21 protein-coding genes are annotated in these 23,346 nt (G+C 66.3%); 6 read left to right on the forward strand and 15 right to left on the reverse strand.

Annotated elements, in window-relative coordinates; translation table 11 throughout:
- Window positions 1–17: 17 nt before the first annotated feature.
- Window positions 18–323 (forward strand): GIY-YIG nuclease family protein, encoded by a 306-nt coding sequence (locus tag VZC37_RS02260; protein WP_330430792.1) that lies wholly within the window; start codon window positions 18–20, stop codon window positions 321–323.
- 113 nt (window positions 324–436) lie between these two features.
- On the opposite strand, the gene VZC37_RS02265 is transcribed toward VZC37_RS02260, so the two are convergent.
- From VZC37_RS02265 to VZC37_RS02290, 6 genes are all read right to left on the reverse strand, one after another.
- Window positions 437–760 carry a Rieske (2Fe-2S) protein gene (locus VZC37_RS02265; protein ID WP_330430793.1) on the reverse strand — a complete coding sequence of 108 codons (324 nt, stop codon included), beginning with the start codon at window positions 758–760 and terminating at the stop codon, window positions 437–439.
- Complete coding sequence (gene nirB / locus VZC37_RS02270) at window positions 757–3,273, reverse strand: nitrite reductase large subunit NirB (RefSeq protein ID WP_330430794.1); 2,517 nt, start codon at window positions 3,271–3,273, stop codon at window positions 757–759. Before nirB ends, VZC37_RS02265 begins: the two co-directional genes overlap by 4 nt.
- Window positions 3,273–3,620 carry a molybdopterin oxidoreductase gene (locus tag VZC37_RS02275; protein ID WP_235724710.1) on the reverse strand — a complete coding sequence of 116 codons (348 nt, stop codon included), beginning with the start codon at window positions 3,618–3,620 and terminating at the stop codon, window positions 3,273–3,275. Before VZC37_RS02275 ends, nirB begins: the two co-directional genes overlap by 1 nt.
- Before the next feature lie 98 nt (window positions 3,621–3,718).
- Window positions 3,719–4,090 carry a DUF2834 domain-containing protein gene (locus VZC37_RS02280; RefSeq protein ID WP_330430795.1) on the reverse strand — a complete coding sequence of 124 codons (372 nt, stop codon included), beginning with the start codon at window positions 4,088–4,090 and terminating at the stop codon, window positions 3,719–3,721.
- 82 nt (window positions 4,091–4,172) lie between these two features.
- Window positions 4,173–5,801: a 4Fe-4S binding protein gene (locus VZC37_RS02285; protein ID WP_330430796.1), complete on the reverse strand. Its 1,629-nt coding sequence runs from the start codon at window positions 5,799–5,801 to the stop codon at window positions 4,173–4,175.
- Entirely contained in the window at window positions 5,801–6,760 is a 960-nt protein-coding gene (locus VZC37_RS02290; RefSeq protein WP_330430797.1) for an AurF N-oxygenase family protein, read from the reverse strand. Before VZC37_RS02290 ends, VZC37_RS02285 begins: the two co-directional genes overlap by 1 nt.
- Before the next feature lie 181 nt (window positions 6,761–6,941).
- Between VZC37_RS02290 and VZC37_RS02295 the strand changes: the two genes are divergently transcribed.
- Window positions 6,942–7,712: an SDR family oxidoreductase gene (locus VZC37_RS02295; protein WP_330430798.1), complete on the forward strand. Its 771-nt coding sequence runs from the start codon at window positions 6,942–6,944 to the stop codon at window positions 7,710–7,712.
- 6 nt (window positions 7,713–7,718) lie between these two features.
- Here VZC37_RS02295 and VZC37_RS02300 read toward each other — a convergent pair whose 3' ends face one another.
- The 4 genes from VZC37_RS02300 to VZC37_RS02315 are packed head-to-tail and all read right to left on the reverse strand — an operon-like array spanning window position 7,719 to window position 13,166.
- Window positions 7,719–9,053 carry a glycosyltransferase gene (locus tag VZC37_RS02300; RefSeq protein WP_330430799.1) on the reverse strand — a complete coding sequence of 445 codons (1,335 nt, stop codon included), beginning with the start codon at window positions 9,051–9,053 and terminating at the stop codon, window positions 7,719–7,721.
- A complete protein-coding gene (locus VZC37_RS02305) occupies window positions 9,050–10,402 on the reverse strand; it encodes a hypothetical protein (RefSeq protein ID WP_330430800.1) in 1,353 nt (450 codons plus the stop codon). Before VZC37_RS02305 ends, VZC37_RS02300 begins: the two co-directional genes overlap by 4 nt.
- Before the next feature lie 5 nt (window positions 10,403–10,407).
- On the reverse strand, window positions 10,408–11,841 hold the full coding sequence (locus VZC37_RS02310) for a hypothetical protein (RefSeq protein ID WP_330430801.1): 1,434 nt from the start codon (window positions 11,839–11,841) through the stop codon (window positions 10,408–10,410).
- A complete protein-coding gene (locus tag VZC37_RS02315; RefSeq protein WP_330430802.1) occupies window positions 11,838–13,166 on the reverse strand; it encodes a glycosyltransferase in 1,329 nt (442 codons plus the stop codon). Before VZC37_RS02315 ends, VZC37_RS02310 begins: the two co-directional genes overlap by 4 nt.
- Window positions 13,167–13,243: 77 nt before the next feature.
- Here VZC37_RS02315 and VZC37_RS02320 point away from each other — a divergent pair, with 77 nt between their 5' ends.
- Window positions 13,244–14,530 carry a glycosyltransferase gene (locus tag VZC37_RS02320; protein ID WP_330430803.1) on the forward strand — a complete coding sequence of 429 codons (1,287 nt, stop codon included), beginning with the start codon at window positions 13,244–13,246 and terminating at the stop codon, window positions 14,528–14,530.
- On the opposite strand, the gene VZC37_RS02325 is transcribed toward VZC37_RS02320, so the two are convergent.
- Genes VZC37_RS02325 through VZC37_RS02335 form a run of 3 tightly spaced genes read right to left on the reverse strand, consistent with a single transcriptional unit; the run spans window position 14,510 to window position 17,227 of the window.
- On the reverse strand, window positions 14,510–15,436 hold the full coding sequence (locus VZC37_RS02325; protein ID WP_431309304.1) for a glycosyltransferase family 2 protein: 927 nt from the start codon (window positions 15,434–15,436) through the stop codon (window positions 14,510–14,512). The two genes, VZC37_RS02320 and VZC37_RS02325, sit on opposite strands and share 21 nt — an antisense overlap.
- 1 nt (window position 15,437) lies before the next feature.
- Entirely contained in the window at window positions 15,438–16,274 is an 837-nt protein-coding gene (locus VZC37_RS02330; protein WP_330430804.1) for an ABC transporter permease, read from the reverse strand.
- Complete coding sequence (locus VZC37_RS02335; protein WP_330430805.1) at window positions 16,271–17,227, reverse strand: ATP-binding cassette domain-containing protein; 957 nt, start codon at window positions 17,225–17,227, stop codon at window positions 16,271–16,273. The genes VZC37_RS02330 and VZC37_RS02335 overlap by 4 nt, the downstream gene beginning before the upstream one ends.
- Window positions 17,228–17,940: 713 nt before the next feature.
- Here VZC37_RS02335 and VZC37_RS02340 point away from each other — a divergent pair.
- Genes VZC37_RS02340 through VZC37_RS02350 form a run of 3 tightly spaced genes read left to right on the forward strand, consistent with a single transcriptional unit; the run spans window position 17,941 to window position 22,378 of the window.
- On the forward strand, window positions 17,941–19,485 hold the full coding sequence (locus VZC37_RS02340; protein WP_330430806.1) for a condensation domain-containing protein: 1,545 nt from the start codon (window positions 17,941–17,943) through the stop codon (window positions 19,483–19,485).
- Window positions 19,486–19,503: 18 nt separating this feature from the next.
- The gene (locus VZC37_RS02345; RefSeq protein ID WP_330430807.1) at window positions 19,504–20,991 is read left to right on the forward strand and encodes a condensation domain-containing protein; all 1,488 of its coding nucleotides are present in this window, start codon (window positions 19,504–19,506) and stop codon (window positions 20,989–20,991) included.
- Window positions 20,972–22,378: a condensation domain-containing protein gene (locus tag VZC37_RS02350; protein WP_330430808.1), complete on the forward strand. Its 1,407-nt coding sequence runs from the start codon at window positions 20,972–20,974 to the stop codon at window positions 22,376–22,378. Before VZC37_RS02345 ends, VZC37_RS02350 begins: the two co-directional genes overlap by 20 nt.
- A gap of 22 nt (window positions 22,379–22,400) precedes the next feature.
- On the opposite strand, the gene VZC37_RS02355 is transcribed toward VZC37_RS02350, so the two are convergent.
- The gene (locus VZC37_RS02355; protein WP_330430809.1) at window positions 22,401–23,030 is read right to left on the reverse strand and encodes a trimeric intracellular cation channel family protein; all 630 of its coding nucleotides are present in this window, start codon (window positions 23,028–23,030) and stop codon (window positions 22,401–22,403) included.
- Between the two features lie 113 nt (window positions 23,031–23,143).
- A complete protein-coding gene (gene rpmF / locus VZC37_RS02360; protein ID WP_330430810.1) occupies window positions 23,144–23,317 on the reverse strand; it encodes a 50S ribosomal protein L32 in 174 nt (57 codons plus the stop codon).
- Between the last annotated feature and the right edge of the window lie 29 nt (window positions 23,318–23,346).

The raw sequence follows: 23,346 nt of genomic DNA on the forward strand, positions 1-23,346 counted from the left end.
CGCGCGATGATCGTCATATGCCTTGGACCTATCTCCTCGAGTGCGCGGACGGCAAATACTACGTCGGCAGTGCACGAGATCTCGAAGCGCGTTTACAGCAACATCACACAGCCCAGATCGGCTTCACTTCGACTCGGCGGCCGCTGAAGCTTGTCTGGCACGCCGAGTTCGACAACATCGCGGAAGCACACGCCATCGAGCGGCGAATCCACGGATGGTCGCGACGGAAGAAGCAGGCGTTGATCGCTGGGGACATCACCTTGCTTCGAACCCTGTCTCAACGACGTACAAGCAGCTCGGACAGTGCAAGTGGCCCTTCGTGACACTCGGCTAGCGCCTCGTTCCTCAGGGACCGGGGTGGGTACGGAAGCGCCTCGTTCCTCAGGGACCGGAGGGGGTACGCCGGCGTTCCTGAGGGGACCGGGTGGGCGGCACTTCACAACCAGATGACGATCTCCCCGGAACGGTCCTCCACCCGATACACCCCGACCGAACCGATGCCCTCGGTCGTGCAGCCGCCGTCGGAGAACCGAAACGCGTACTGGTGCAACGGACACACCACATTCCCGAGATCGAACTGGCCGTCGGCGATGGGCCCGCCGCGGTGCGGGCACACCGCATCGGTGGCCCGCAGGGTGCCGTCGGTCATCCGGAACACCGCGACCTGGCGTCCCTCGACGCCGTAGGCGCGTCCTTCGCCGGGTTGCAGGTCGTCCATCTGACCGATCGGGATGGCGGTCTCGTTCGACACCGCGGTCATCGGACCGGCACCTTCGGCAGTGGCAGCAGCGGTAGCGCGGAGGTGAACTGGGCGGGCGATCGCGGTTCGTCTCGGTCGAGCCACGGGTCGACGTAGTCTGCCACCGCCTCGTCGATGCGCTCCTGTAGACCGGCGACGATGCCGTCGCGGTCATCGACCAGAATGGCCCGCAACTCCTCGATGCCGATGCGTGGCACCCACGCATAGGTGCGTTCCAGCCACTTGGCCTGTTCACGGTAGTACTGGATGAAGATGCCGCACAGGCGGATCACCTCCTCGGGCGAATCGACGGTGGCGAGCAGATCGCCCTTGCGGATGTGCGCGCCGGCCGCGCCACCGACGAGGATCTCCCACTTGCCGTCGCCGATCGCCACCACACCAAAGTCCTTGCACAGGGCCTCAGCGCAATTGCGGGGGCAGCCGGTGACCGCGAGTTTCAGTTTGGCCGGCGACTCGAGGCCCTGGTAGCGCGTCTCGATCGCGATGCCCAGTGCCGTCGAGTCACCGAGTCCGAATCGGCAGTAGTCGGTGCCCACACAGGTTTTCACGGTCCGGAAGGACTTGCCGTAGGCATACCCCGACGGCATGTCGAGGTCCTTCCACACCTTGGGCAGGTCTTCCTTCTTCACCCCGAGGAGGTCGATCCGTTGGCCGCCGGTCGCCTTGATCATCGGGATGTCGTACTTCTCCGCGACGTCGGCGATCTTGCGCAACTGCTGCGGCGACGTCACGCCGCCCTTCATCTGCGGTACCACCGAGAACGTGCCGTCTCGCTGGATGTTGGCGTGCACGCGATCGTTGACGAACAGCGCGCCCGGTTCGCGATTCCACCCGGTGCCCCAGATGACCCGAAGCAGCGACGACAGCGGCATTTTCGCGGTGGCGTCCTCACCGTCGGGCGCCAGCTTCTCGAAGACCTCGGACACCGAACGAAGGTCCTGCCGTTTGATGGCGTCGATCAATTCCGGCTTGGTCAGCGGGATGCACGGCACATACCAGTCCGCCGACTTGTCGACGGTCAGCGCATCACCCGCGGCGAACTCCACGATGTCACCGACAAGTGGCTTGCAGGAGCCACATCCCTTGCCGGCGCGGGTCTTTGCGCAGACCTCGCTCACACTGGTGCATCCGGATTGCACGCACGAGACGATGTCCCCCTTCGTGACACCGTTGCAGTTGCACACCTGAACATCGTCGGCGAGCTCTGCCGCGCCGGTCTCAGCGCTCGGAGTACCCATGTCGAAGAGCATCGAGATACGTTCCTCGGGCAGCGGCACCTTGTCGTCGAAGGCCTGCGTGAGGAAGTTGGCCTTCGAGATGTCGCCGAGCAGCATCGCCCCGATGAGCTTGTCGTCGCGGACCACCACGCTCTTGTAGATGCCGCTACGCGGTTCGTAGAACTGGACGAACTCGTCGTCCTCACGCTCGGGGCCCTTCACGCCCATGGCCGCGACGTCGACCCCGGCAACCTTGAGCTTGGTGGTCAGTCGCGAACCATGGTATTCCGCATGGGGATTCGCACCCGTGATGACGTCGGCGAGCACCACCGCCTGCTCCCACAGCGGCGCGACCAGCCCGTACACCTCGCTGCGGTGCTGGCAACACTCTCCGACGGCGTAGATGGAACCCTCGTCCTCGCAGCGCATCTGGTCGTCGACGACGATGCCGCGTTCGATGACGAGCCCGGCGCTGCGTGCCAGTTCCACGTTGGGCCGGATACCGGCGGTGACCACGATCATGTCGGCCGGCAGCGATTCGCCGTCGGCGAATCCGACTCCGCTGACGGTGCCGTCGTCAGTGCGCAGCACGGCGGTGGTGCGTTTGCCGGTGTGCACGCCGACCCCGAGTTCCTCGATCTTGTTGCGCAGCACCTTTCCGCCGCGTTCGTCGAGTTGCTGATTCATCAGGTGACCGGGCGAGTGCACGACATCGACGTCGACCCCCTGGGTCTTCAGCCCGTACGCGGCCTCCAGGCCGAGCAGTCCGCCGCCGATGACCACAGCACGGACGTCGTCGCGCGCCGTCGCCATCTGCAGCATGCCGTTGGTGTCGGAGATGGTCCGGAATCCGAAGACGCCGCGCGCCAGTCGCCCATCGGACTCGCGCAGCCCATCCATGTTGGGGAAGAAGGTGTTGGACCCGGTGGCGATGATCAGGACGTCGAAGTCGATGACACGGCCGCTGGCGCAGGTGACGGTCTTGGCGAAACGATCGATGCCCTCGGCGCTGTCGCCCGAGTAGAGGGTGACCCCGTTCTCCCGGTACCAGGCCATCGGATTAAGCATCAGGTCGTCGTCGTCGAGTGTGGCCTCGCCGGAGAGGACGTGGCTGAGCATGATCCGGTTGTAGTTGCCGTAGGGCTCGTCGCCGATCATCGTGACGTCGAACAGTTCACTGCCACCGCGGGACAGGATCTCCTCGACGGTCCGTGCGCCGGCCATACCGTTGCCGACCACCACCAGCTTGCGCTTGGCGGTGGTTGCATCGTCGTGCGGCGTGACGTCGACAGGCATCAGAAGATGACCATCCCGAAGTCGATGACGACCTCACCGCTCGTCGCTTCCGGCGCCGCCAGGACCAACTCCAAGGTGGTGTCGGGATCGACGTCCTCCACCACACGCAGCGGGACGTTGACCGAGGACCGCGCCCCCATCGGGAAGATGCGCATGGGCTGGCCGTCCCGCATCAGCGTCACATAGATCAGTTCGCCCGAGCTGTTCCCGCCACGAAAGTAGAGGGGCTGTGCCGTCATGCCGGGGGGCACCACGTAGGTCAGGGACGGGTCGATGGGCGCCGGTTTCGTCAGCCCCGTTCCGGTGAACGCGTAGACGCCTTGCAGGAACCGCGGTGTGCTGGACATACGGCCACTATCGCGACCGCGCGTGAATCGCTTCTTGCCTGAGTGTTACAAGGCGATTGTCAGGACCTCACTCCGCATGCGCTGCGAGTGAGAGCTGATCACCGCCCCGCGATCGCGCGATCCCGGACCAGTAGGAAGAACGGGACGGCAGTCGCGATGCCGACACCGCATGTCAGGACGAACGACGCGATCCACCACGGCACGATTCGGAGGCGACGCGCCTCGGCGAAGGCCCAGATGTGGAAGCTGATGCTCACGAAACCCAGATCGACCAGGGCGAATCGGCCCGGCGTGGTCTTCAGGATGTCGCCGACGAAGAAGTCCTGGGTCGACCTCAGTCCGTTCTCCCTGACGTACGGGAGCGCGATCGCATTCTGGATGATGAACGCAGCGATGAACAGCGCGAAGAGCGGTTTCTCCCGTCCGCTCGTTCCACCGCCTGCCGCCCCACCGCCGGATGATGTGACCACACCGCCCCCTCCGAGTCGTCGCGCCGCCCAGCCTCTCACCATCCGTACGGGTGTGCTGCGATTTCCCCGGATCGGTGATGGTTCAGCGTTTACGGCGTCCGGCGGCGCCGACCATGTCGGCGAGTTGGGTGAACTTCACCCGCGGGCGGCCCTGCTCGGCCCCGAGTCGCCGCTCCCGGCGATCGATCGCGCGCATTCCGCGGTACCCGATCACGTGCCGGGTGCGGCGGGCCAGCAGCGACGCGAACTCTCCCGGTCGGCGCGCGCTGCGTGACAGACGGCCCGACGCGGCGTCGTCGAGGAAGTGCTCGACGGTCTGTTGTGCGCACATCTTGTTCGCGCCGATCCCGCCTCGCGGGCCACGCTTGGCCCATCCCAGGACGTATCCACCGGGCACCAGAGAATCGTCGTCGTCCAGCATCCGCCCGTCGTCGTTCCGGAAGACGCCGCGCTCGTCGTCGAAGGCGAGTCCGGCGATGGGGGTTGAGCGGTACCCGATGGACCGCACGATGAGGTCGGTCGCGATCTTGTGGTTGTCCCCGCCGGTCCGTACCGCCACCGACTCGACGTTGGTGGTACCGATGATCTCCTCGGGCGATGAGTGGAACAGGAAGACGATCCGGCGCTTCGCGGGGTCGGCCGGCGCACCGAAGTCGGGGACCTCGCCATCCGAGCCGTCGAACACCGCGACCTCGACGCCCGGGATCTCCGACAGTGCGCGGTACTCCGCTGCGGTGTAGGCCGCGGTTTCCGGCCCGCGACGGCCCAGGAGGACGACCTCGTGGACGTTCTGTTCACGCAAGATGTCCAGTGCCCGATCGGCGATGTCGGTGGTGGCCAGCAGATCCGGCGGTGAGACCAGGATGCGGGCGACATCGAGCGCCACATTGCCCGTACCGACGATCACGGCCCGACCGGTCGCCGGGTCATCGCTGCTGCGGCCTCTGATCGGCGGCCCTTCGTCGACCCCCGGAACCGCGTTGTACCAGGCGACGAGATCGGTGGCGGAGGTGGATCCGGGCAGGTCCTCGCCCGGAATGCCCAGGCGGCGTGACTCGTTGGCGCCCACGGCGTAGAACACCGCGTCGAAGTGTTCGGCCAGTTCGGCCGGCGTGATCTCGTTCGGGCCTTCGCCGACGACGACGTTGGTGGCCATCGTGACCCGTGGGTCGCGGTACAGCAGATCGAAACCACGCAGCACCCCTTTGGTGCCGGGGTGATCCGGGGCGACGCCGGCGCGGACGAGACCGCCCGGGGTCGGGAGCTTGTCGATGACGGTGACCGATGCCTCGGTGCGGTCGAGGATGGTGCGCAGGGCGTATCCACCCGACGGACCCGTCCCGACCAGCGCTACGCGAAGTCCGGCAGGAAGTTTGGGAATGTCGGGATAGGTCACCGATGGTCCGCTGTCGCGCCGCTCGGCGTCGTCCACGGGGTCCCAACCCGACTTCACGTCCGGGTTGTTCTTGTAGTAGTCCGCGTTGATGTCGATGAACACCTTGTCGCGGGTGCCCAGCTTGTCGGCGGGGTAGATCGCGTCCACCGGGCACGCATCGGCACACGCACCGCAATCGATGCAGGCCTCGGGGTCGATGTGCAGGATGTCCGAACTGCCGAACCCGCGTTCCTCGGGTGTCGGATGGATGCAGTTGACCGGGCACACCGACACGCATGCCGCGTCGCTGCAGCAGGATTGGGTGATGACGAACATCAGAGCATGTTCGCTTTCCGGTAGTAGTACATGGCCGGCTTGGTCAACAGACCGACCTCGTCGAGGAACTCCATGAGGTGGGCGCAACTGCTGCGAATCATCGACTGGAAGTGCGAATTGGAGCGCATCTCGGCCATCGCCCGGTCGGCGTCCAGTCCGGCATCGGCGAAGGCCTGCTTCTGCACCAGGCTGGTGACGATGAAGTAGGCGCCCAGCGATACGTAGAGGGCGCTGAACTGTCGGCGAGCCCAGCCGACACCCTCCATCGACTCCCGCACCTCTTCGCGGGCGAACTTCATGTGCCGCGATTCCTCGAGGACGTGGATCTCGTTGACCGTCCGGATGAACGGCAGGACCCGGTCGTCGCGCATGCATCCACGCTGGAAAACGTCGAGCACTTCCTCGGCGACGAGGATGCCGGCATAGGCGACCTCGTTCTTCGCGGTGCGCTTGAACAGCTTGCCCAGCCGCCCGACCTTCTTGGTGGGCTTGTACGAGGTACCGACCATCTTCTCGGACGCCTTGGCGAACATGATCGAGTGGCGGCACTCGTCAGCTACCTCGGTGAGAGCGAACTGGAACTCCGGGCTGTGGTACGCGCCGAGATACTGATCGCGGATCACCATCTCCTGCAGGATCATCTCGAACCAGATGCCGATGTTCATGATCGACGCGAACTCGTGCCGGGTCACCGAGATCCGCTGCTCCTCGGTGAGCTCATCCCAGTAGGCGGTGCCGTACAGCGACGACCACTCGGGGCTGCAACCGTATTTCGTGGGATCCATCGGGGCGGACCAGTCGATCTCGGTCATCGCGTTGCGGGAGAGCCGCGCCGCCGAGGCGAGCAGTCGCTCGGAGACCTCGTCGGTCCCCTGATCGCGCATGCTGACCACGTTGTCGGGGTGAGCGGCGCCGGCGCGAGCACCCTCGCCGTACGTCCGGTCCATCGCTGCAGTCATCGGCTCTAGCCCTCCAGGCCATCGGTGAACACTTGTTCTTTCATGACAACGCGCACTGTTATGACAATGCGTGTTGTCACGATAGCATCGGGGCGTCCCGAAGTGAACAGCTCTGGTTATATACTCGCCAGTAAGTTCCTAGAGGGAGCATAAAATCGCAGGTCAAGTGCAGGAGAGCAGCATGTCATCGATCTTCATCACCGGCGGGGCCGCAGGAATCGGGCTGGCCACAGCGGAGCGATTCGGGCGCGAGGGATGGACGGTCGGTGTCTACGATGTCGATGCCGACGCGCTCGCCAAGGTGAAGGCGAACCATCCCGGATTCATCACCGGAACGCTCGACGTCCGCGACCCGGAACAGTGGTCGGACGCACTGGCGGATTTCACGTCGCACACCGGCGGAACCCTGGACGTTCTCGACAACAATGCGGGCATACTCGTCGAGGGACCGTTGCATGAGATCTCTCCCGACGCCGTGCGTCGACAGATCGACATCGACGCCCTGGGTGTGGCACTCGGCGCCCAGGCCGCTTACCCCTACCTGAAGAAGACTGCCGGGGCACACCTGGTGAACATCGCGTCGGCATCCGCGATCTACGGTCAGCCCGGGATCGCCACCTACAGCGCCACCAAGTTCTTCGTCGCAGGCCTGACCGAAGCCCTGGAACTGGAGTGGGAACACGACGACATCCGGGTCGTCGGCATCTGGCCGCTGTGGGCGAAGACCGCGTTGGCCATGAACGACGCCAAGACCACCAAGACGCTCGGTGTGCGCATCACACCGGAGCAGGTGGCCGAGAAGGTCTGGGAGTCGGTGCATCCCACACGTCAGGACAAGCTGCTCCACCGCACCAGCTATGCGGTCGGCACGCAGACCCTCGTCCTCGGCAACGCCGCCAAGTTCATCCCGAACTTCCTCAACCGGGCGGTCAACAAGATGCTCGCGCAGTAACGGCCCTCACGCCGGCCGTCCGCTCGTCTCGATGATGTCGGCAGCTACGGCAACGGCCTTGTCCGACTCCACCATCCGTTCGGCGACCGTGCGGGCGGCCGCCCGCACCGGCGCGGACATCAGCGTCCGCAATCCCGCGGTCAGAGCATCCCGCGTGAGCGCGGACAACCGGACGCTGCAGCCCAGTCCCAGGGTTTGCACGCGGTGCCCCCAGAACGGCTGATCGGCGGTGATGGGACAGACGAACGTCGGCAGCCCGGCCCGAAGCGTCGCGGCAGTCGTACCCGCGCCGCCGTGGTGGAGCGCAGCAGCACATTTCGGGAGGACCGAGGCGTGATCGAGCGGGCCGGACACGAAGACCGTATCGTCGTCCGGATCCACTCCCCGGTGCTCGCGGCCGGCGACCAGACAGCGGAGACCCGCGGTGCGGGCGGCCGCGCGGACGGTGGCGACGACCTTGTCGTGGTCCGGTAGCGGCATGCTACCGAAGGTGATGAACAGCGGCGGCGTTCCGGTGGCCAGCCACCGGCCGAGTTCGGTTTCGTGGCTGTCGATCTCACCGATCGACCGCCGGCGCGAAGTGGGCAGGTCGAAGAATCCGACCACCGGTTTCGCATCGCCCCATTCCTCGGCGAGTCCGGGAATCAGGGCGTCGTCATAGGCCTGGATCTGCGGAACACCTGCCGAGCTCAGCCGACGCGGCAGCGGCGCCCGTGCACGCGGCAATCCCAGTCGCCGACGAAACCTGTTCTCGTTCCAGCCGGTCGCCGTCCACGTGATCCGATCGGCCATCCGCCACGAGCGCCTCTTCCATTGCGGCGACAGCGAATCCGTCAATCCGGGAATCGCGCCCATCATCCCGTTCTCCGACATCGGCCCGTAGCGCAACACCACCAGTCCCGCACCCAGCCGCTCGGCGAGTGCGAGGCCCCGGTCCTGACACAGTGGCGCGACGACGATCGTGTCGACGTCGCCCACCGACGCCGCAGATCCGAGGAATGCGCCGACGAGGTCGTCATCGAAGGCGGCGAAACCGCCACGAACTGTGTCGAGTGCGAACCTCCACCGGCTGAGCGGATTTCGACTTTGTTGTGCCGCCGTGGCCGCGTCGGACGTCCAGGCGGTGTGGGCATCGAGACCGACCGGACGGACGGTCACGACTCCGGCCTTGTTCGCGAGTTCGACGAAGTTGGGCGGCGCGAGCAGGGTGACGTGATGGCCACGGCGCTGCAGTTCGAGCGCCAGACAAATCCCCGGTTGGATATCGCCGCGGCTCCCGTACAGGATCATCGCGATGCGCAGGGATGATGAATCCCGGAAGGCCGACATCGAGAAACTCACCAGAACCTGTGCTCGAGCCGCCAGGCGGACAACTCGTTGCCGACCATCTTGCGCAACAGCTCGGTGTCGCCGAAATGATCGGGGTCGACACCGAAGAACGTCAGTGTGATCCGGTCCCCGTACTCGACCGCCCAGGCGGCGATCGCCGGGCCCTGTCGGCGCCGCTGCTGCGCCGAGACTCCCTGCATGATGGCGCGGATGCCGAATCGCGACGCGGTGACGCCGCCGAGCTCGAGCACTTCCGGTGGTGCCACCCCGAGATTGGACACCGTGGTGTCCGGCCCGGGGATCGTCTGCATCATGCGTGCGACGACCCGGCGCGGAAGCAGGCGCACCACGGGTTGGAGGTTGTCCGCGGCCTGATCGCTCCCCGACTCGGCGTAGGCGACGAACGCCTGCTTGCTCATGGCGCGAATACCGTCGAGAGCCATCCCGGGCTCGATCGGTTCCGACACACGGATCCACACCCCGCCGGAGGCGTTCGCCCGGTCATCGAGTTCGTCGGCTCGATTGTCGACCGCGATGCACACCCGGAGTTCCTCGCCGACCGGGAATCCCGAACGCTGCACGATCCCGCCCAGCAGCGCGGTGAAAAGGCCGTTGGCCGTTCCCTGGTGCTCCCGGGCACGGTCGTGCCAGACCTGGCGGTCGATGTCGACGATGGCCAGCGTCGTGTCCGACCCGACGTCGTCGTTCGGTGACGTCGTCGGAGTCGGTGGACGCATTGCGCTCCCCTGTGCGCCGCCCCGATTGCGGATGGCCGTACCGGCGAGGATACGAATCGATCTGGCCGCCGCGGCGAGCTGTCGCGCGGCGTCGACCAGATCGGCCATCCGGGCGCGGCCGCCACGGGCCGTTTCGGCGGCCGGGAGGGGGCGCGATCGGCCGGAATGTGCTTCCGCCAGTGCGCGATACAATCCCTGGCCGTCGGTGATCATGTGGGAGACGAGTAGTGACACAACTCGGCTGCCCGTGTCGGTGATCGCTGAATCCACCTGCCATCCCCGTCCGTCCACCGGCCGCAGGTCCGCGGCGCGCAGGCATCGGTCGGCCCAGGTTCCGATGTCGGCGTCTTCGATCGTCTCCGCCGAGGTTCGCTCGGGTGTCTCGGTCGACGCCACCCAGCGGTGCCGCGCCACCGGGATGCGGGTTCGTCGCACCGCCCGGTGTAGCGATCCGGTGGCCAACGCGTGCCGCAGGCCGTCGACCGCCTCGGGGCCTGGATCGTCATCGAACACCCACAGGTACTGGATCGGTGCGCTCATCCCCAACAGCTCTTCGGCCATCAGATATGACTCGTCGGCACCGGTCACCCGGGGAACTGCCTGTTGCGCTGCGCGAATTCTCATCGGTTTCACCACACCTCGTACGGCAGAGACCATGCGGACAGTTCCTCTTCGAGAAGGTCTCGAAGTCGCTCATCGGAGTCGAAACGCTCCTCGTCACAACCGAAGACCGAGAACGTCACCCGATCGGGGGTGCGCACCAGCCAGGACTGGACACCATCGCCGAATCGGTGCGGCATGGCAGCGTCGACGCCCTGCGCCATCCCGCGGAACTGACTTCGGCGGGCACGGCATCCGTCGAGCTCCAGCATCTCCGGTGGCAGGTCACCCAGATTGGACACCACCGCGTCCGGCATACCGGAGCCGGCGGTGACGACCTTCGTCACCCAGCTCGCCGGCAGCAGCCAGACGAGCGAATACAGGTGCGCCATCGCGGGTCGGCGACCGTCCGAAAGTCGTTGGTAGGCCATCTTTCCGGCGCGACGAATCGGGCCGAGGTCGCCTCCGGGCAGTGGGTCGTCGGTCAGCATGATGGAGACACCGGCGGTGGCGTTGGCGCGGGTGTCATCGACGCCGGCGCGGATGTCGACGGGTACGCCCACCTTGACGGTCTCCCCCAACCGTGCGTAGCCGCTCGACCTGAGAAGCCCGGTGACCACAGCGATGTACAGGCTGTTGGCGGTACCGCCGCACTCGGCGGAGATTCGATCCCAGTCGACGGCGGGAACCGCGGCGGTTGCTCGCGCCCAGCGGGCATGCGGAGCCCGCTGCGCCATCGGGGCGCGAACCGGGCGGTCCGCGACACCCGGCACCGACGGATCGTCCTGCTGCCTCGTGGCGTTGATGGCCCGGACGATGCCGGCCGCGGCCCTGCCGACCTGGCCGGCGGCGTCGATGACGTCGTCGACGCGGCGCCGGCGACGGCTGCGCGGTGCAACGTCGTGTGCCTCCCGCCGGGGTACGTCCGGATCGACAGTCCCGGCGCGGGCCATCGCGTCGGCCGCCGCCCGCACCATCGTGCGACCATCGGCAACGAGATGCAGCGCACACAGCGAGATCGCGGTGTCGCCGGAATCGCAGCGCACCACGCGCATCCGCCAGCATCGGCCCGCCTCGGGATCGAGGTCGACAGTGGCCATCTCGTCCGCCGCCCACGCGTCAATCCGGTCGGCGGAAATGGTCCGATCGTCGATGCTCAGCTCGGGGTTCAACGCCGCGGTGTTCCATCGCGGGCGGGCGCCCGGGATCCCGGGCCGGATGAGTTGCCGGTGTAGAACACCGTGCGACAGCGCCCGGTTCATCGCGGTGAGTGTGGCGGTCTGCACCGGCCCGTCGAACACCCAGACCAGTTGGAGAACCACCGTCCATCCCAGACCGCGGTGCAGGAACCAGTAGGTGGCGTCCTCATCGGCAAGGCGCGCCGGAACCTCCGGGGCTTCCGCTCGCGACATCGCGCGCGTCGTCGGAGTTCCGGTCCCCGGAGCAGCTGCCACCTCGCTCATGCCGCCACCTCCTGGTGGGAGCCGATCCCGCTGATCGCCGACTCGATCTCGGCCACCGCGCGGGCGACGGCCCGATCACCGGGAATCAACGTGGCGGCGAAGGTTACAGCGCGACTGCGCACGTCTGGTTCGAGCGCGGTGTGCACGGCTGCCTCCAGTCTGTCGGCGTCGAATCGTCGAAACGGCATCGAGACGCCGAGGCCCAGCTTCTGGACCTCGTTGCCCCAGAAGGGTTGGTCGGAACCGAACCAGCAGATCACCGACGGGACACCGGCACGCAACGCTGCGGCGGTGGTGCCCGCGCCGCCGTGATGGATGACGGCGGCACAGTCCGCGAACAGCCCGTGATCGGCGGTTTCGACGACCTTCACGTCATCCGCCGCGGCCCCGGCGAGGAGGTCGGCGGGCAGATGGTTCCACCCTGTGCAGATGAGCAGTCGGCGGCCGACGCGTCGTCCGACCTCGATGGCTGCGGCGAACACGGTGTCCGGATCGCGGATCGGCATGCTGCCGAAGCCGACATAGAGCGGGGGCTCGCCCTCCCGCAGCCACGCGCGCAGGCCCCCGCCGTCCGAACCCGCGGGCTCGGGTTCGATGCGGCGTCGGAGTACATCGGGGAGATCAAGGAAACCGACGACCGGTCGAGGTCGGCCGCGGGAATCGCGCAGCCAGCGCCGATCCGCCACGGGCGCGAACACCGGGTCGTATGCCTGGATCTCGATCCCGGGAGTGCGTGCGATCCGGGACAGCCACGAGCCGGTGGCCGCTGACCCTCCCAGCTGCGCACGGAGGCGGGCGTCCCGTCCCCTGGTCGCGAGCGTGAACACACCGTTCACCACTGACCACTGGGCGCGGTGCACCGCCGCAGATCCCCGCGTACCCACCGACGGCAGTGGCCCCACCCTCCCGTTGGGACGCACGGGTGCGTGGTGCAACGAGATCATCGGTATGCCGAGTCGCCCCGCCTGGGCGGCGGTCGACTGCTCGGTGGTGAAACCGACCACGGCGGCATCACAATCTCGGATGAGATCGGCTGTGTCGTCGACGATCTCGTTCCATCCGAGATCACGGACACCGGTCAGGACGCGATAACGCCGGAGGGGATTGCGTCCCGCTGCGGAGCGCGCCCTGGTCACCGATTGCATCTGGACCCGGGTGTCGAGTCCGATCGGACGGACATCGAGACCCGTGTCGGCGGCAAAGGGAACCAGATTCGGCGGGACACCGAACCTGACCTCGTGGCCGCGCGCCAGCAGAGCGGTGGCGAGCACCATGGCCGGTTGGACGTCTCCGCGAGTTCCGTTGATAGCGAACGCAATTCTCATTTCCGCTGTCCGATCCTCGACATGACGGCATGCACGCGTCCACCTAAACTGATCCCCAGTCGAGCGGAGGATGACCGATGGAATTCGTGGTGGCAGCCGGAGGCAGCCGGGGTGACGTCCAGCCCGCGGTGGCCCTGGGTAGCGAACTCGTCGACCGTGGGCACGTGGTGACCATGATGGTGCCACCGAATCTCACGGCTTTCGTCCAGGGCGCCGGTCTGATCGCCATTCCCTATGGCGAGAACACGAAGGGCGTCCTGGATTCCGAACTCGTCCGACACGATCTCCGGTCGCGAAACCCCCGGACCCGACTGCGCGCTGTCGCCGAGCTCACCGTGCGCGGCGGACGGACGATGCAGCAGCAACTGCTCGACGCGTGTGCCACAGCCGACGCGATCATCGCGGGCAGCGTCGGACAGGAACGTGCGCACAACGTCGCGCGTGCCCGCGGCCTTCCACACATTCCCCTGCATCTCTGTCCCATCCGCACCAACGGATCCACCTCGATGCTCGCCCATCTCGGTATCGACCCGCCCCCATCGGTGGCCCGGTTCAGCTGGCGTGCGCTCGAATGGGCGCTGTGGCTGGCGGGCCGATCGGCCGAGAAGACGCTCTGCGATGATCTCGGGATCACGCCCGTCCGGGCACCTTTCGCCGATCAGATCGCCGCGACCGGTGTTCCGGAGATACAGGCCTACGACCCGGCGATGTTTCCCGGTCTCGTCGACGAGTGGGGTTCCCGGCGTCCCCTCGTCGGCTTCTTCACACTGCCCGGTCATCTGCGGAAAGGTGTGGGAGACAGCACCACCGACGACGCGAGCAGATGGATCGACACGGGACCGCCGCCGGTCTACGTCGGGTTCGGCAGCATGGTTCCGGCCGACCCCGACGCTCTCGCGACGGCGATACGGGTGGCCGCCGAGCACCTCGATGTGCGCTTGTTGGTGGCCGGCGGCTGGAGCGGATTCATGGCAGGAGCCACCGACGATCGCATTCACGTGGTCGATCACGTGGACCACGACGCCATCCTGCCGCGGTGCGCTGCCGCTGTTCATCACGGTGGCGCGGGCACGGTCGCCGCAGTCCTGCGTGCCGGCATTCCCTCCGTCATCACGTGGATCGGCGCAGACCAGCCCATCTGGGGTCGCGCGGTCACGGCTTCGCATGTGGGAACCTCTCTTCCGATGTCGCAGGTACAGCCGGCCCGGCTCATCGACGCATTGTCCGCAGCGCTGACGGTTCCGACACGACGTGCTGCGGCGCACTTGGCAGGTGAACTGATCAGCCCGGGCGATGCGGTGGCGGCTGCCGCCGACATCGCCGAACGCGTCGTCGAGGGCAGGTCACGGGAGCACTCGGTCTGACATGCGTGGTCGCCGACCGGGCGGCGACCACTCGCCGGTGTCGCTGTCGTAGAGGCGGATCGCGGCCAGTCGCAGCGCATGCATCGCAGTCAGGGCGGGGACGTAGACCAGTGCCGAGCCGGCAGTGAGCGCGTACCGTCGGTGAATCGCGAATGTCCTCGGCAGGAAGCTCATGTACCTCACGAAGGATGGGAGCCCCGACCGCATCCGACGGGCGGATACACCGACGGTGAGGGAAGCCAGGAAGGCGTTCCGGCCGCCGTCTTCGGACACGCACAGTCCGATGTCGACGTCCTCGAAGATGTCCCGTCGCGTACTCACCCGGGACCGGATGCTCCGCCAGACGTCTCGCCGCAACACCATGTTGGACCCGTACAGAACCGGGATCTCGGTGACGGTGCGATGCGCTCGGCGCCGACCGAGCGGATGGATGCGGATCTTCCACCGGTCGAACCGCCCGGCGAGCGGAACACCATAGGCCTCCCCGCGGCCACACAGCGCCGACCAGTGCTCATCGACATCGGACACGAAGAAATCGACGATCGTCTGCGCCCAGTCCGGCTCGACACGTGTGTCGGCATCGATGCGTGCAACCAGGTCACCGGTGGCGGCATCCATGCCAGAGTTCCGTGCGAACACCAACCCCTGTCGGGACTCCCGGATGACCCGCACGGCAGGGTGAACAGCGACGAACTCGTCCACGATGCTCATCGAGGCGTCCGTGGAGTTGTTGTCCACCACGACGATCTCGCCGACCCGGCCGGTCTGCGACGTCAACCGACGCAGACACTCGCCGATGGTGTCCTCTTCGTTGTAGACCGGAACGACCACCGACAACGTCGGTGATCCGGCCTCGCCTGAACTCGAACCGTCGTAGTCGGGAGAACCGGGCAGAGTCTGATACACGTCACGTCCTTCGCATGTAGGTTCGCAGGGTCACCGGAACAAAGATGGCGAGAATGCCTGCCGCTCCGAGCAGCGTGTAACCGATCTCGACGCCCGCGGCCCCGTCGGCCGCCAGTGATCGGGCGGAGGTCACCAGGTGAGAGACCGGATTGGCGTTGGCGCAGGCCTGAATCCAATCCGGCATGGTGTCGATCGGCACGAGGGCGTTGGACACGAAGGTCAGCGGCATGAGGACCAGCATGGACACGCCCTGCACGGTGGAAGCCTTGTCCAACAGCACACCCATCAGGGCGAAGATCCAGCTCAGGGTGAAGGCCACGACGACGACGAGCACACACGCGATCGCCAGTCCGACGAGGCTGCCCGGCCGGTACCCCATCGCGAAGCCGACCGCGACCGTGATCCCGGTGGCGACGACGTACCGGACCGCGTTGGCGAGCAACGCCCCTGCGAGAGGGGCGATCCGCGCTATCGGCAAGGACTTGAACCTGTCGAACACACCGCGATCGAGATCTTCGCGAAGCTGTACCCCGCAGGTGACCGACGCGGCCACCGCGACCTGGACCAGGACACCGGGGATCAGCAGCGGGAGGTAGGTCGCGACGTCACCGACGATCGCTCCGCCGAAAATCGTAGAGAACATGACCGTGAACACGATCGGCAGGACGATGACGTCGAAGAGTTGCTGAGGATTGTGCTTGATCTTGAGCAATCCTCGACCGGCCATCGTCAATGACTGGGATATCGCGGCGCCCACCGGGACCCGGTTGCGCACGTGACGCTGTTCGACGTCGACCAGATCCGGTGGGCGCCCCGACGACGCGACCGCCACGATCATGCCGCGTCCGTTTCGGTCTCGCCGGTGAGCGCGAAGAAGACCTCGTCGAGGGTCGGTCGCTCGACGTTGACCGCCTTGAGGTCGATGTCATGTGCACGAAGGCGCAGGAGGAGTTCCGGCAACGAGTCCAGATTCTCCACCGGGACCACCACCCGCCGTTCGGGCCCCTCGATCAGGACGTCTTCCTGTGTGAAGGGTCGACAGGCTGCTGCGGCAACCGGTGCGAGTTCGGGGTCGCACAGGTCGAGTCGAACACAGTTGTCGCCGACGCGGGCCTTCAGTTCGTCGGCGGTCCCGTCGGCGACGACCTGTCCGCGATCCATCACCGCGATGTGATCCGCGAGCTGGTCGGCCTCCTCGAGATACTGGGTGGTCAGCAGTACCGTCGTTCCCCCGTTGACCATGTCCCGCACTGTGTTCCACATCTGTACCCGCGTGCGCGGGTCGAGCCCGGTCGTCGGCTCGTCGAGGAAGAGCAGCCGGGGTCGGGTGATCATCGAGGCAGCGAGGTCGAGGCGCCTGCGCATGCCTCCGGAGAAATGCCGGACGGCGCGTCCGGCGACATGGGCCAGACCGAACTCTGCCAGCAGCTCGTCGGCGCGCTGTCGCGCCCGCAGACGCCTTGCACCGATCAGACGCGCGAAGACCATCAGGTTCTCCTGAGCCGTCAAATCCTCGTCCACCGAGGCGTATTGGCCGGTGACGCCGATCAGCGAACGAACCGAGCCGGCGTTCCGGACGACGTCGAGCCCGAAGACCTCCGCGGTTCCCGCATCGGGTCGGGCCAAGGTCGCCAGCATTCGCACCGTCGTCGTCTTTCCCGCTCCATTGGTCCCGAGTAATGCGTACACGCTTCCCACAGGCACGCGTAGATCGACCCCTTCGACGGCTTTGGTTGCGCCATACGTCTTCGTCAAACCCTCCGTATGGATCGCCAACGCAGCATCGGACATCAGCACACCCCATAGCGCTCGTTCATCACCAGAATCTTCGCTGCCAGAATCGTCACTGCCAGAATCGTCACTGCCAGAATCGTCGGAACAACGTAGAGCGCAATCACTTCGGTCATTGCGCTACGAGTCCCCCGAGGGCGTCATCGCCCATGACTGTCGGCAACGCGAGCACCACTCCCCTGGGCGTCCCGCGTGACGACAACGTATTCAGCCTAGCCGCGGTTCGAATGTCCGCAACGTCACCGTAGGGGCACCTCGGAGGGACCGAGGGGGCCCGCGGATGAATCGAGATGTGCTGTTAACAATCATATTCCGGTCCCAAAGCACTGTTGACGACCGGCTTCCGTTGCACAACCACTCGTTTCAGGAACGCCATCGGTACCACCGGTTAACACAGCCGAAACGATGCATCGCCGGCGGATTCGTTGGTCGATTAGCACAAACTACGTAGCGGCCCAGCACTTCGCACTGTTACCCAAATGTGTACGACCGTATCATTGTGACCAACGACACCGGAGTTCTGCGGTGTGCCCAGCAACGGAATCGGCCTATCATCCATCTGGAACCCCCTGTGCACGTTGCGGGTTCCGACTCCCCACAGCACGGACATCCAGGCACACAGTGTGACCGAAATGCGCCGGAACCAAGCGACGATCGACCGATCGACTCGCGCGGCGCATCCAACAGCGGCAGTGGGAAGTGGATACACGCCAATGAAATTCACCGAGTTGCACGACTATCGGCTACCCGGCGGGGAAGTCACCGCCTGGATACCCGAGTCGGAGCAGCCCACCGAGCGGTGGCCGGTCGATGCCCGAGGCATCACCTACGAACACGAAGATCACCTGCACCGGGCGGTTGCGGCAGCACGCAAAGATATGCGCCAGACCTCCTGGCTCGGCGCAGTTTTCCGCGTCGACCGCGCACTGGACCCGGCCGCGATGCGACGAACGCTGCAACAGTGGATTCGTCGTCACGAGGCGTTCCGTACGACAGTCACGCGCGAACTCCCCGCCCGGGACCGGGACGTACCGGACGCCGGTGACAGCCCGCAGTTCGCGAGACGCTCATGCGACCCATTGTCGGTATCCATCGGCAGAGTCGACCTCGGGCCGTTCGGGTCCGACAGGATCCGGGAACACCTGGTCGAGTTCTTCGACAGCCGGCTCACCCCGTTGGCCTGGCCCCATTGCCTCATGGCCACGGTCACCGACGCCGAGGGATCCGAGGATCACGCCGCCCGCTCCGATGGCTTCCACCTCGTCTTCGCGGCGGATCACTCGATCATGGATGCCTACTCGATGCTGTTGTCCATCAACGAATTACGCCTAATATATGACAGCGAGACACTGGGCGTTTCGCCACCTCTGCCCGAGGTCGGAAGCCACGTCGATTTCAGTGCACACAATCGGGTGAGCGCAGCAGATCTCGCTGCCGATCACCCGGACGTTCGACGGTGGCGTGAGTTCCTGGATGATGCAAGCGGTTTCCCACGGTTCGGTTTGGCACCGGTCGAATCACATTCTCCGGGAGAGCGCGATGTCGTGTCGCAAGCGCCCGCACAGGACGGCTGGGCGAAACACGTCGCCACCGACGAACAGGTGACAGCCCTCAACCGTCTGTCCCGTTCGACGGGTCACTCCACACAGACCGCCATCGTCGCGGCTCTTGCGCTCGCCTACCAGGATCTCACCGGAGAGAACCGGCTCCGCGCCGCCATGCCGATGCATACGCGCCACGACCGCCAGTTCGTCGAATCGGTCGGGTGGTTCGTGGGGCTCGGACCACTCGAGGTCGATCTCACCCATGCGGAGACCGTCGTCGATGCGCTAAACGCGGCAGCCGGCGGAATCCGCGAGTCCAAACGCCTTTCCCGACTCCCCTTCCCCCGGGTCGCGCAGTTGCTGGACACCGATGCGGTACCCCAGTTCGTCATCTCGTACCTCGACCTGCGGGCCGTCCCGGGTGCCGAGGACTGGCCGGAGTGGGAGGCTCGCACCTTGCGCGGGGCCGCGCGCTCCGATTCCGAGGTGTACATCTGGATCGCGCGAACCCCGACCGGGATCACCGTGTCGTCGCGCTACCCCGCCAACGACGTGATCGCGGCACAGGTCCGGCGACTCGTCACCACCGCGTGCTCGATTGCCACAGCAGTGCTGGAGGACGCTTCGGCTTCCGACGCAGATGCCCATCCCCGGACCACACACGACTTCGACTCCGGCACGTCGGCCGGACACGAAGAACGTCGCCTGGCGTGACCAGAGAAGGAGCTGAACGTGAAGATCACCGCGATGCGCAGGTGGCAGCCCCGCCCCGGCGCAGCCATCGGGTGGCGCCCCACCACCCGGTGCGCAGATGCCGCCGCCGACGCACCACCCACTGGTCGTCCATTGACGTTTCTGACCGAGAACCACGTGCGCAGTTCACAGATGGCTCGAGCGAACGGCCAGCCGCACCGCTCCTATCTGGGCTCCGGAACCGAACTCGACGGAGACCTCGACGTCGAGGCTATGACAGCTGCCCTCGAGGCCTTCGTCCGACGCCACCCGATCCTTCGGAGCTGGTTCACCTGCGCTGACGGAGCCATCCGACATCATCTCGTCGCGCCGGAGGATGTGGCGTTCGTGAGCGAGTCACTCGGCTCGATCGACGATGTCGACCATCTCCACCAACACCTCTGCGACCGGTTCGGTGCGGAGACGATCAGTGATGCATTTCCCGGCTTCGCATTCGGTGCCGTCGCGCACGACGGCGGATTCGCGATCTACTTCGGCTGCGACCACGCGCTGAGCGATGGTGCCTCTCAGGCGTTGGCACTCACCGAGATCGCCGACCTGTACACCGGGATCGTCGACGGTTCGGCCGATCTCGACGGCGGATCGGACGACTCGTACTTCGACCACGCGGAACTCGATGCGATGTCCGCCGGACACCACATGAACTCACCAGAAGCGGATGCTTGGCGTAACACTTTCTCCCGAAACGGATTACGAATGCCAGGCTTTCCGCTCGACCTGGGCATCGCACCTGGCGAGACCGCCCCGGTCCGGCCACTGGAGATGTCGATGCTGGACCGCGCCGGTGTCGCGTCCTTCGACGCAGTCTGCAAGGCCGCCGGTGGGAGCTTTCTCTCCGGAATCCACGCCGCGATGGCGATCGCCGGCTACGAACTCGGCGGCAGCACATATCACTACGGCATGATCGTCTCGAACACACGGGCCATGCATCCCGATTTCGCCGGCGCCCAGGGATGGTTCTGTTCCTTCGCACCGGTCGAGGTCGACATCGCGACGGCCACCGAGTTCACCTCCCTGATCCCGGCCGCGTACACCGCCCAGCAGGAGTCGAAACGACTCGCCACCGTGCCGGTGCAGGCGGCGATGGCCGCCATGGTCGCGGCAGGTGCACCGGACACGGCGGTGGTGACTGCCCCCAACCTGCTCTCCTACATCGATTTTCGCTGGTTCCCCGGCAACGGGAAGCCGGCGTTCGACCGGGGTGTCATCTTCACGGGTGAGGGCCGCACCGCCAACGCGTCGGTGTGGATCAATCGCGACCACGACAGCCTGTACCTGGGTAGCCAGACCCCCGACACACCCTTCGCACAGCGCCAGGTGCGGCGGTACTTCGATCGCCTGTGCGCCGTGGTCGCCGATGTCGCCCGGCACGGCGACCATGTCATCTCTCCGCCCGTCGATGCGGATGCGTTGCGTCGCATCGACGTACGACCCCAGGAGCGCGCCCTTGCACGTCACGACCATTGACCACTTCCGGCCACAGGCCGGCGACTTCCTGACCTGGTCCGTCGATTCCGTCGGCAGCCCCCAGGTCTCACGGGTTCCCCCGTCCTTCAATCAGAGCGTGCATCTGGCCGGGGCGGAGCAGCACAGCACATGGCTGGCTACGGCATTCCGGGTGACCGGCAGAATCGACCGCCGCGCACTGTCACGCGCCTACCACGCCCTGATCACTAGACATGGCACCCTGCACAGCTCGTTCACGCGCTGCGACAACCGAATCGTGCGCATGGAGTACGACCCGTCGACCCTCCGGTTGATCGAGAATCCGGGCGTGCGGGCCACCGACGATTGCGCGATGCAACACGCACTGTGGGCGTCGCTGGACGCGGCCTGTCATCCATTCGGATTCCCCGCCTATCTGCTCGGTGCGATCGACCGGCACGACGAGTCGACGATCATCTGCGGGTTCGACCACGCACATGTCGACGCGTACTCGATGTCCATCATCGTCGACGACCTCCACCGCCTCTACCACGGATATCGCCGGATGCCCGCGGAATTCTCGGCCGAGAGTCTCATGATGAGCGGCAGCTTCGTCGACTACTGCGCCGAGGAAGCGGAGATGACCGACATCTCCGACTCCGACCCGCGTCTGAAGGCCTGGCTCCGATTCTTCGACGAGTGTGAGCGACGCCCACCCACATTCCCGCTCGACCTCGGCGTCCCGCCAGGGCAGACGGCGACGCAGGCCGCCGACGTCCGACCGCTCCTCGGACGATCGGACACCGAACGGTTCGCCGCTTTCTGCCGTCGCAACGGTTCCAGCGTCTACGGAGGAATCCTGTCGGCGATGGCGCTCGCCGTACGTGACCTCGGCGGAGGGCGCGAGTTACCGCTGTTGTTCCCGATGCACACTCGACGCAGCGAGCCGTGGCGGAACGCGGTCGGCTGGTTCACCACCAATGCGCCGATCCGCGTCGTCGCCGGCGACGGTCCGGCGGTGACAGTGCAGCAGACCGGTCCGGCACTCCGTCGCGCGGTGGAGCTCGGCGGCATACCCGTGTCACAGGTCATCGCGGCGCTCGGCGGACTCCGACGTGAACGCAACGACATCTTCATGGTGTCCTACGTCGACTACCGCACGTTGCCCGCCGCGACGCTTCGCGACGAGCTCGACGCCCACCACATCTCGAATGTGACGACCGCCGACGACGCCCAGTTCTGGGTGTCCCGGACCCGGGGAGGTCTGTCGATCCGTAGCCGCTATCCGGACACCCCGACGGGTCGGGCGACGATCACATCTTTTCTGGACCAGGTACGCGTCGTGCTCGACGCCGCCATCGCAGCGCCGACAGACCTTCTGGTGCCCCCGACCATGACACCGCCCCTCGATGCCGTCGCAGACGGGTGACCGCCGGTCCGGAACCGGGTTCTCAGGACTGCCGGCGGGCCCGGGGCCGCGGGGCCGTCGGCAGCCGCCACCCGAACGCAAGGCCTGCGATCCGCAGTCCGGTGGCAACGATCGTTCCGGTCACCAGCCAGACCCAGATCGGTGCGGAGGTGTGGATGCCGCCGACCGCGACCACCGCGGCGCCGAGCAACGCCGGCACGGCGTAGAGGTCGGCCGGTTGTAGCAGCAGCGGGATCTCGTTGGCCATGACGTCGCGCAGGATTCCACCACCGACGGCGGTCAGGAGACCGACCAGGGTCGCGGCGAACGCGCTGACGCCTTGATCGACGGCGATCGCGGCGCCGCTCGTCGCGAAGACGCCCATACCGACGGCGTCGAAGATCAGCACACTCCGGCGCAGGAGGGCGAAGGTCGGGTGGAAGAAGAAGACGACGAGGCTGGTGACGGCCGCGATCACGATCGGCGGCCAGTTCTGGATCGACGTCGGCGGCGTGATGCCCAGCACGACGTCGCGCAGGATGCCCCCGCCGACGCCGGTGAGTGCGCCGACGGTGACGATGCCCCAGAGATCGAAATCCTTCCGCACGCCGAGCAGCGCGCCCGACGCGGCGAACACGGCGATGCCGACGTCGTTCAGGATCTCTTGCAGCATCGACTCAGGTTTCCATCGGTCCGGAGCAGCACGACGACCGCCTCGGATATCCGAGGCGGTCGTCGTGAAATGTCGGAGTTGTGTCGCGACCCCCGGGGGTCAGCAGACGTCGGTCAGCGACGATCCAGGTCGATGACGCCGGCCTGCGCGGCCTTGACGAGCCGACGCGGAATGCGCTGCGCGACGCCGTTCACCTTCACCTCTTGCAGAGCGGCGTTGTCCGCCTTCCACTGCGAACGACGGCTGCGGGTGTTCGCCCGCGACATCCGGCGCTTGGGTACAGCCATGGTTGAGCCCTTCTCCTACGTGTAAGTCC

Origin of the sequence: Gordonia sesuvii (genome assembly GCF_036350415.1) — a bacterium.
Classification (GTDB): domain Bacteria; phylum Actinomycetota; class Actinomycetes; order Mycobacteriales; family Mycobacteriaceae; genus Gordonia; species Gordonia sesuvii.

Bases quoted from the DNA above. Each gene is read 5' to 3' on its own strand.
- VZC37_RS02260 (WP_330430792.1), top strand. From the start codon at position 18: ATGCCTTGGACCTATCTCCTCGAGTGCGCGGACGGCAAATACTACGTC.
- VZC37_RS02340 (WP_330430806.1), top strand. From the start codon at position 17,941: ATGAAATTCACCGAGTTGCACGACTATCGGCTACCCGGCGGGGAAGTC.
- VZC37_RS02290 (WP_330430797.1), bottom strand. From the start codon at position 6,760: ATGACTGCAGCGATGGACCGGACGTACGGCGAGGGTGCTCGCGCCGGC.
- VZC37_RS02335 (WP_330430805.1), bottom strand. From the start codon at position 17,227: ATGTCCGATGCTGCGTTGGCGATCCATACGGAGGGTTTGACGAAGACG.
- VZC37_RS02295 (WP_330430798.1), top strand. From the start codon at position 6,942: ATGTCATCGATCTTCATCACCGGCGGGGCCGCAGGAATCGGGCTGGCC.
- VZC37_RS02275 (WP_235724710.1), bottom strand. From the start codon at position 3,620: ATGTCCAGCACACCGCGGTTCCTGCAAGGCGTCTACGCGTTCACCGGA.
- nirB (WP_330430794.1), bottom strand. From the start codon at position 3,273: ATGCCTGTCGACGTCACGCCGCACGACGATGCAACCACCGCCAAGCGC.
- VZC37_RS02285 (WP_330430796.1), bottom strand. From the start codon at position 5,801: ATGTTCGTCATCACCCAATCCTGCTGCAGCGACGCGGCATGCGTGTCG.
- VZC37_RS02330 (WP_330430804.1), bottom strand. From the start codon at position 16,274: ATGATCGTGGCGGTCGCGTCGTCGGGGCGCCCACCGGATCTGGTCGAC.
- VZC37_RS02310 (WP_330430801.1), bottom strand. From the start codon at position 11,841: ATGAGCGAGGTGGCAGCTGCTCCGGGGACCGGAACTCCGACGACGCGC.
- VZC37_RS02305 (WP_330430800.1), bottom strand. From the start codon at position 10,402: ATGAGAATTCGCGCAGCGCAACAGGCAGTTCCCCGGGTGACCGGTGCC.
- VZC37_RS02265 (WP_330430793.1), bottom strand. From the start codon at position 760: ATGACCGCGGTGTCGAACGAGACCGCCATCCCGATCGGTCAGATGGAC.
- VZC37_RS02355 (WP_330430809.1), bottom strand. From the start codon at position 23,030: ATGCTGCAAGAGATCCTGAACGACGTCGGCATCGCCGTGTTCGCCGCG.
- rpmF (WP_330430810.1), bottom strand. From the start codon at position 23,317: ATGGCTGTACCCAAGCGCCGGATGTCGCGGGCGAACACCCGCAGCCGT.
- VZC37_RS02315 (WP_330430802.1), bottom strand. From the start codon at position 13,166: ATGAGAATTGCGTTCGCTATCAACGGAACTCGCGGAGACGTCCAACCG.
- VZC37_RS02320 (WP_330430803.1), top strand. From the start codon at position 13,244: ATGGAATTCGTGGTGGCAGCCGGAGGCAGCCGGGGTGACGTCCAGCCC.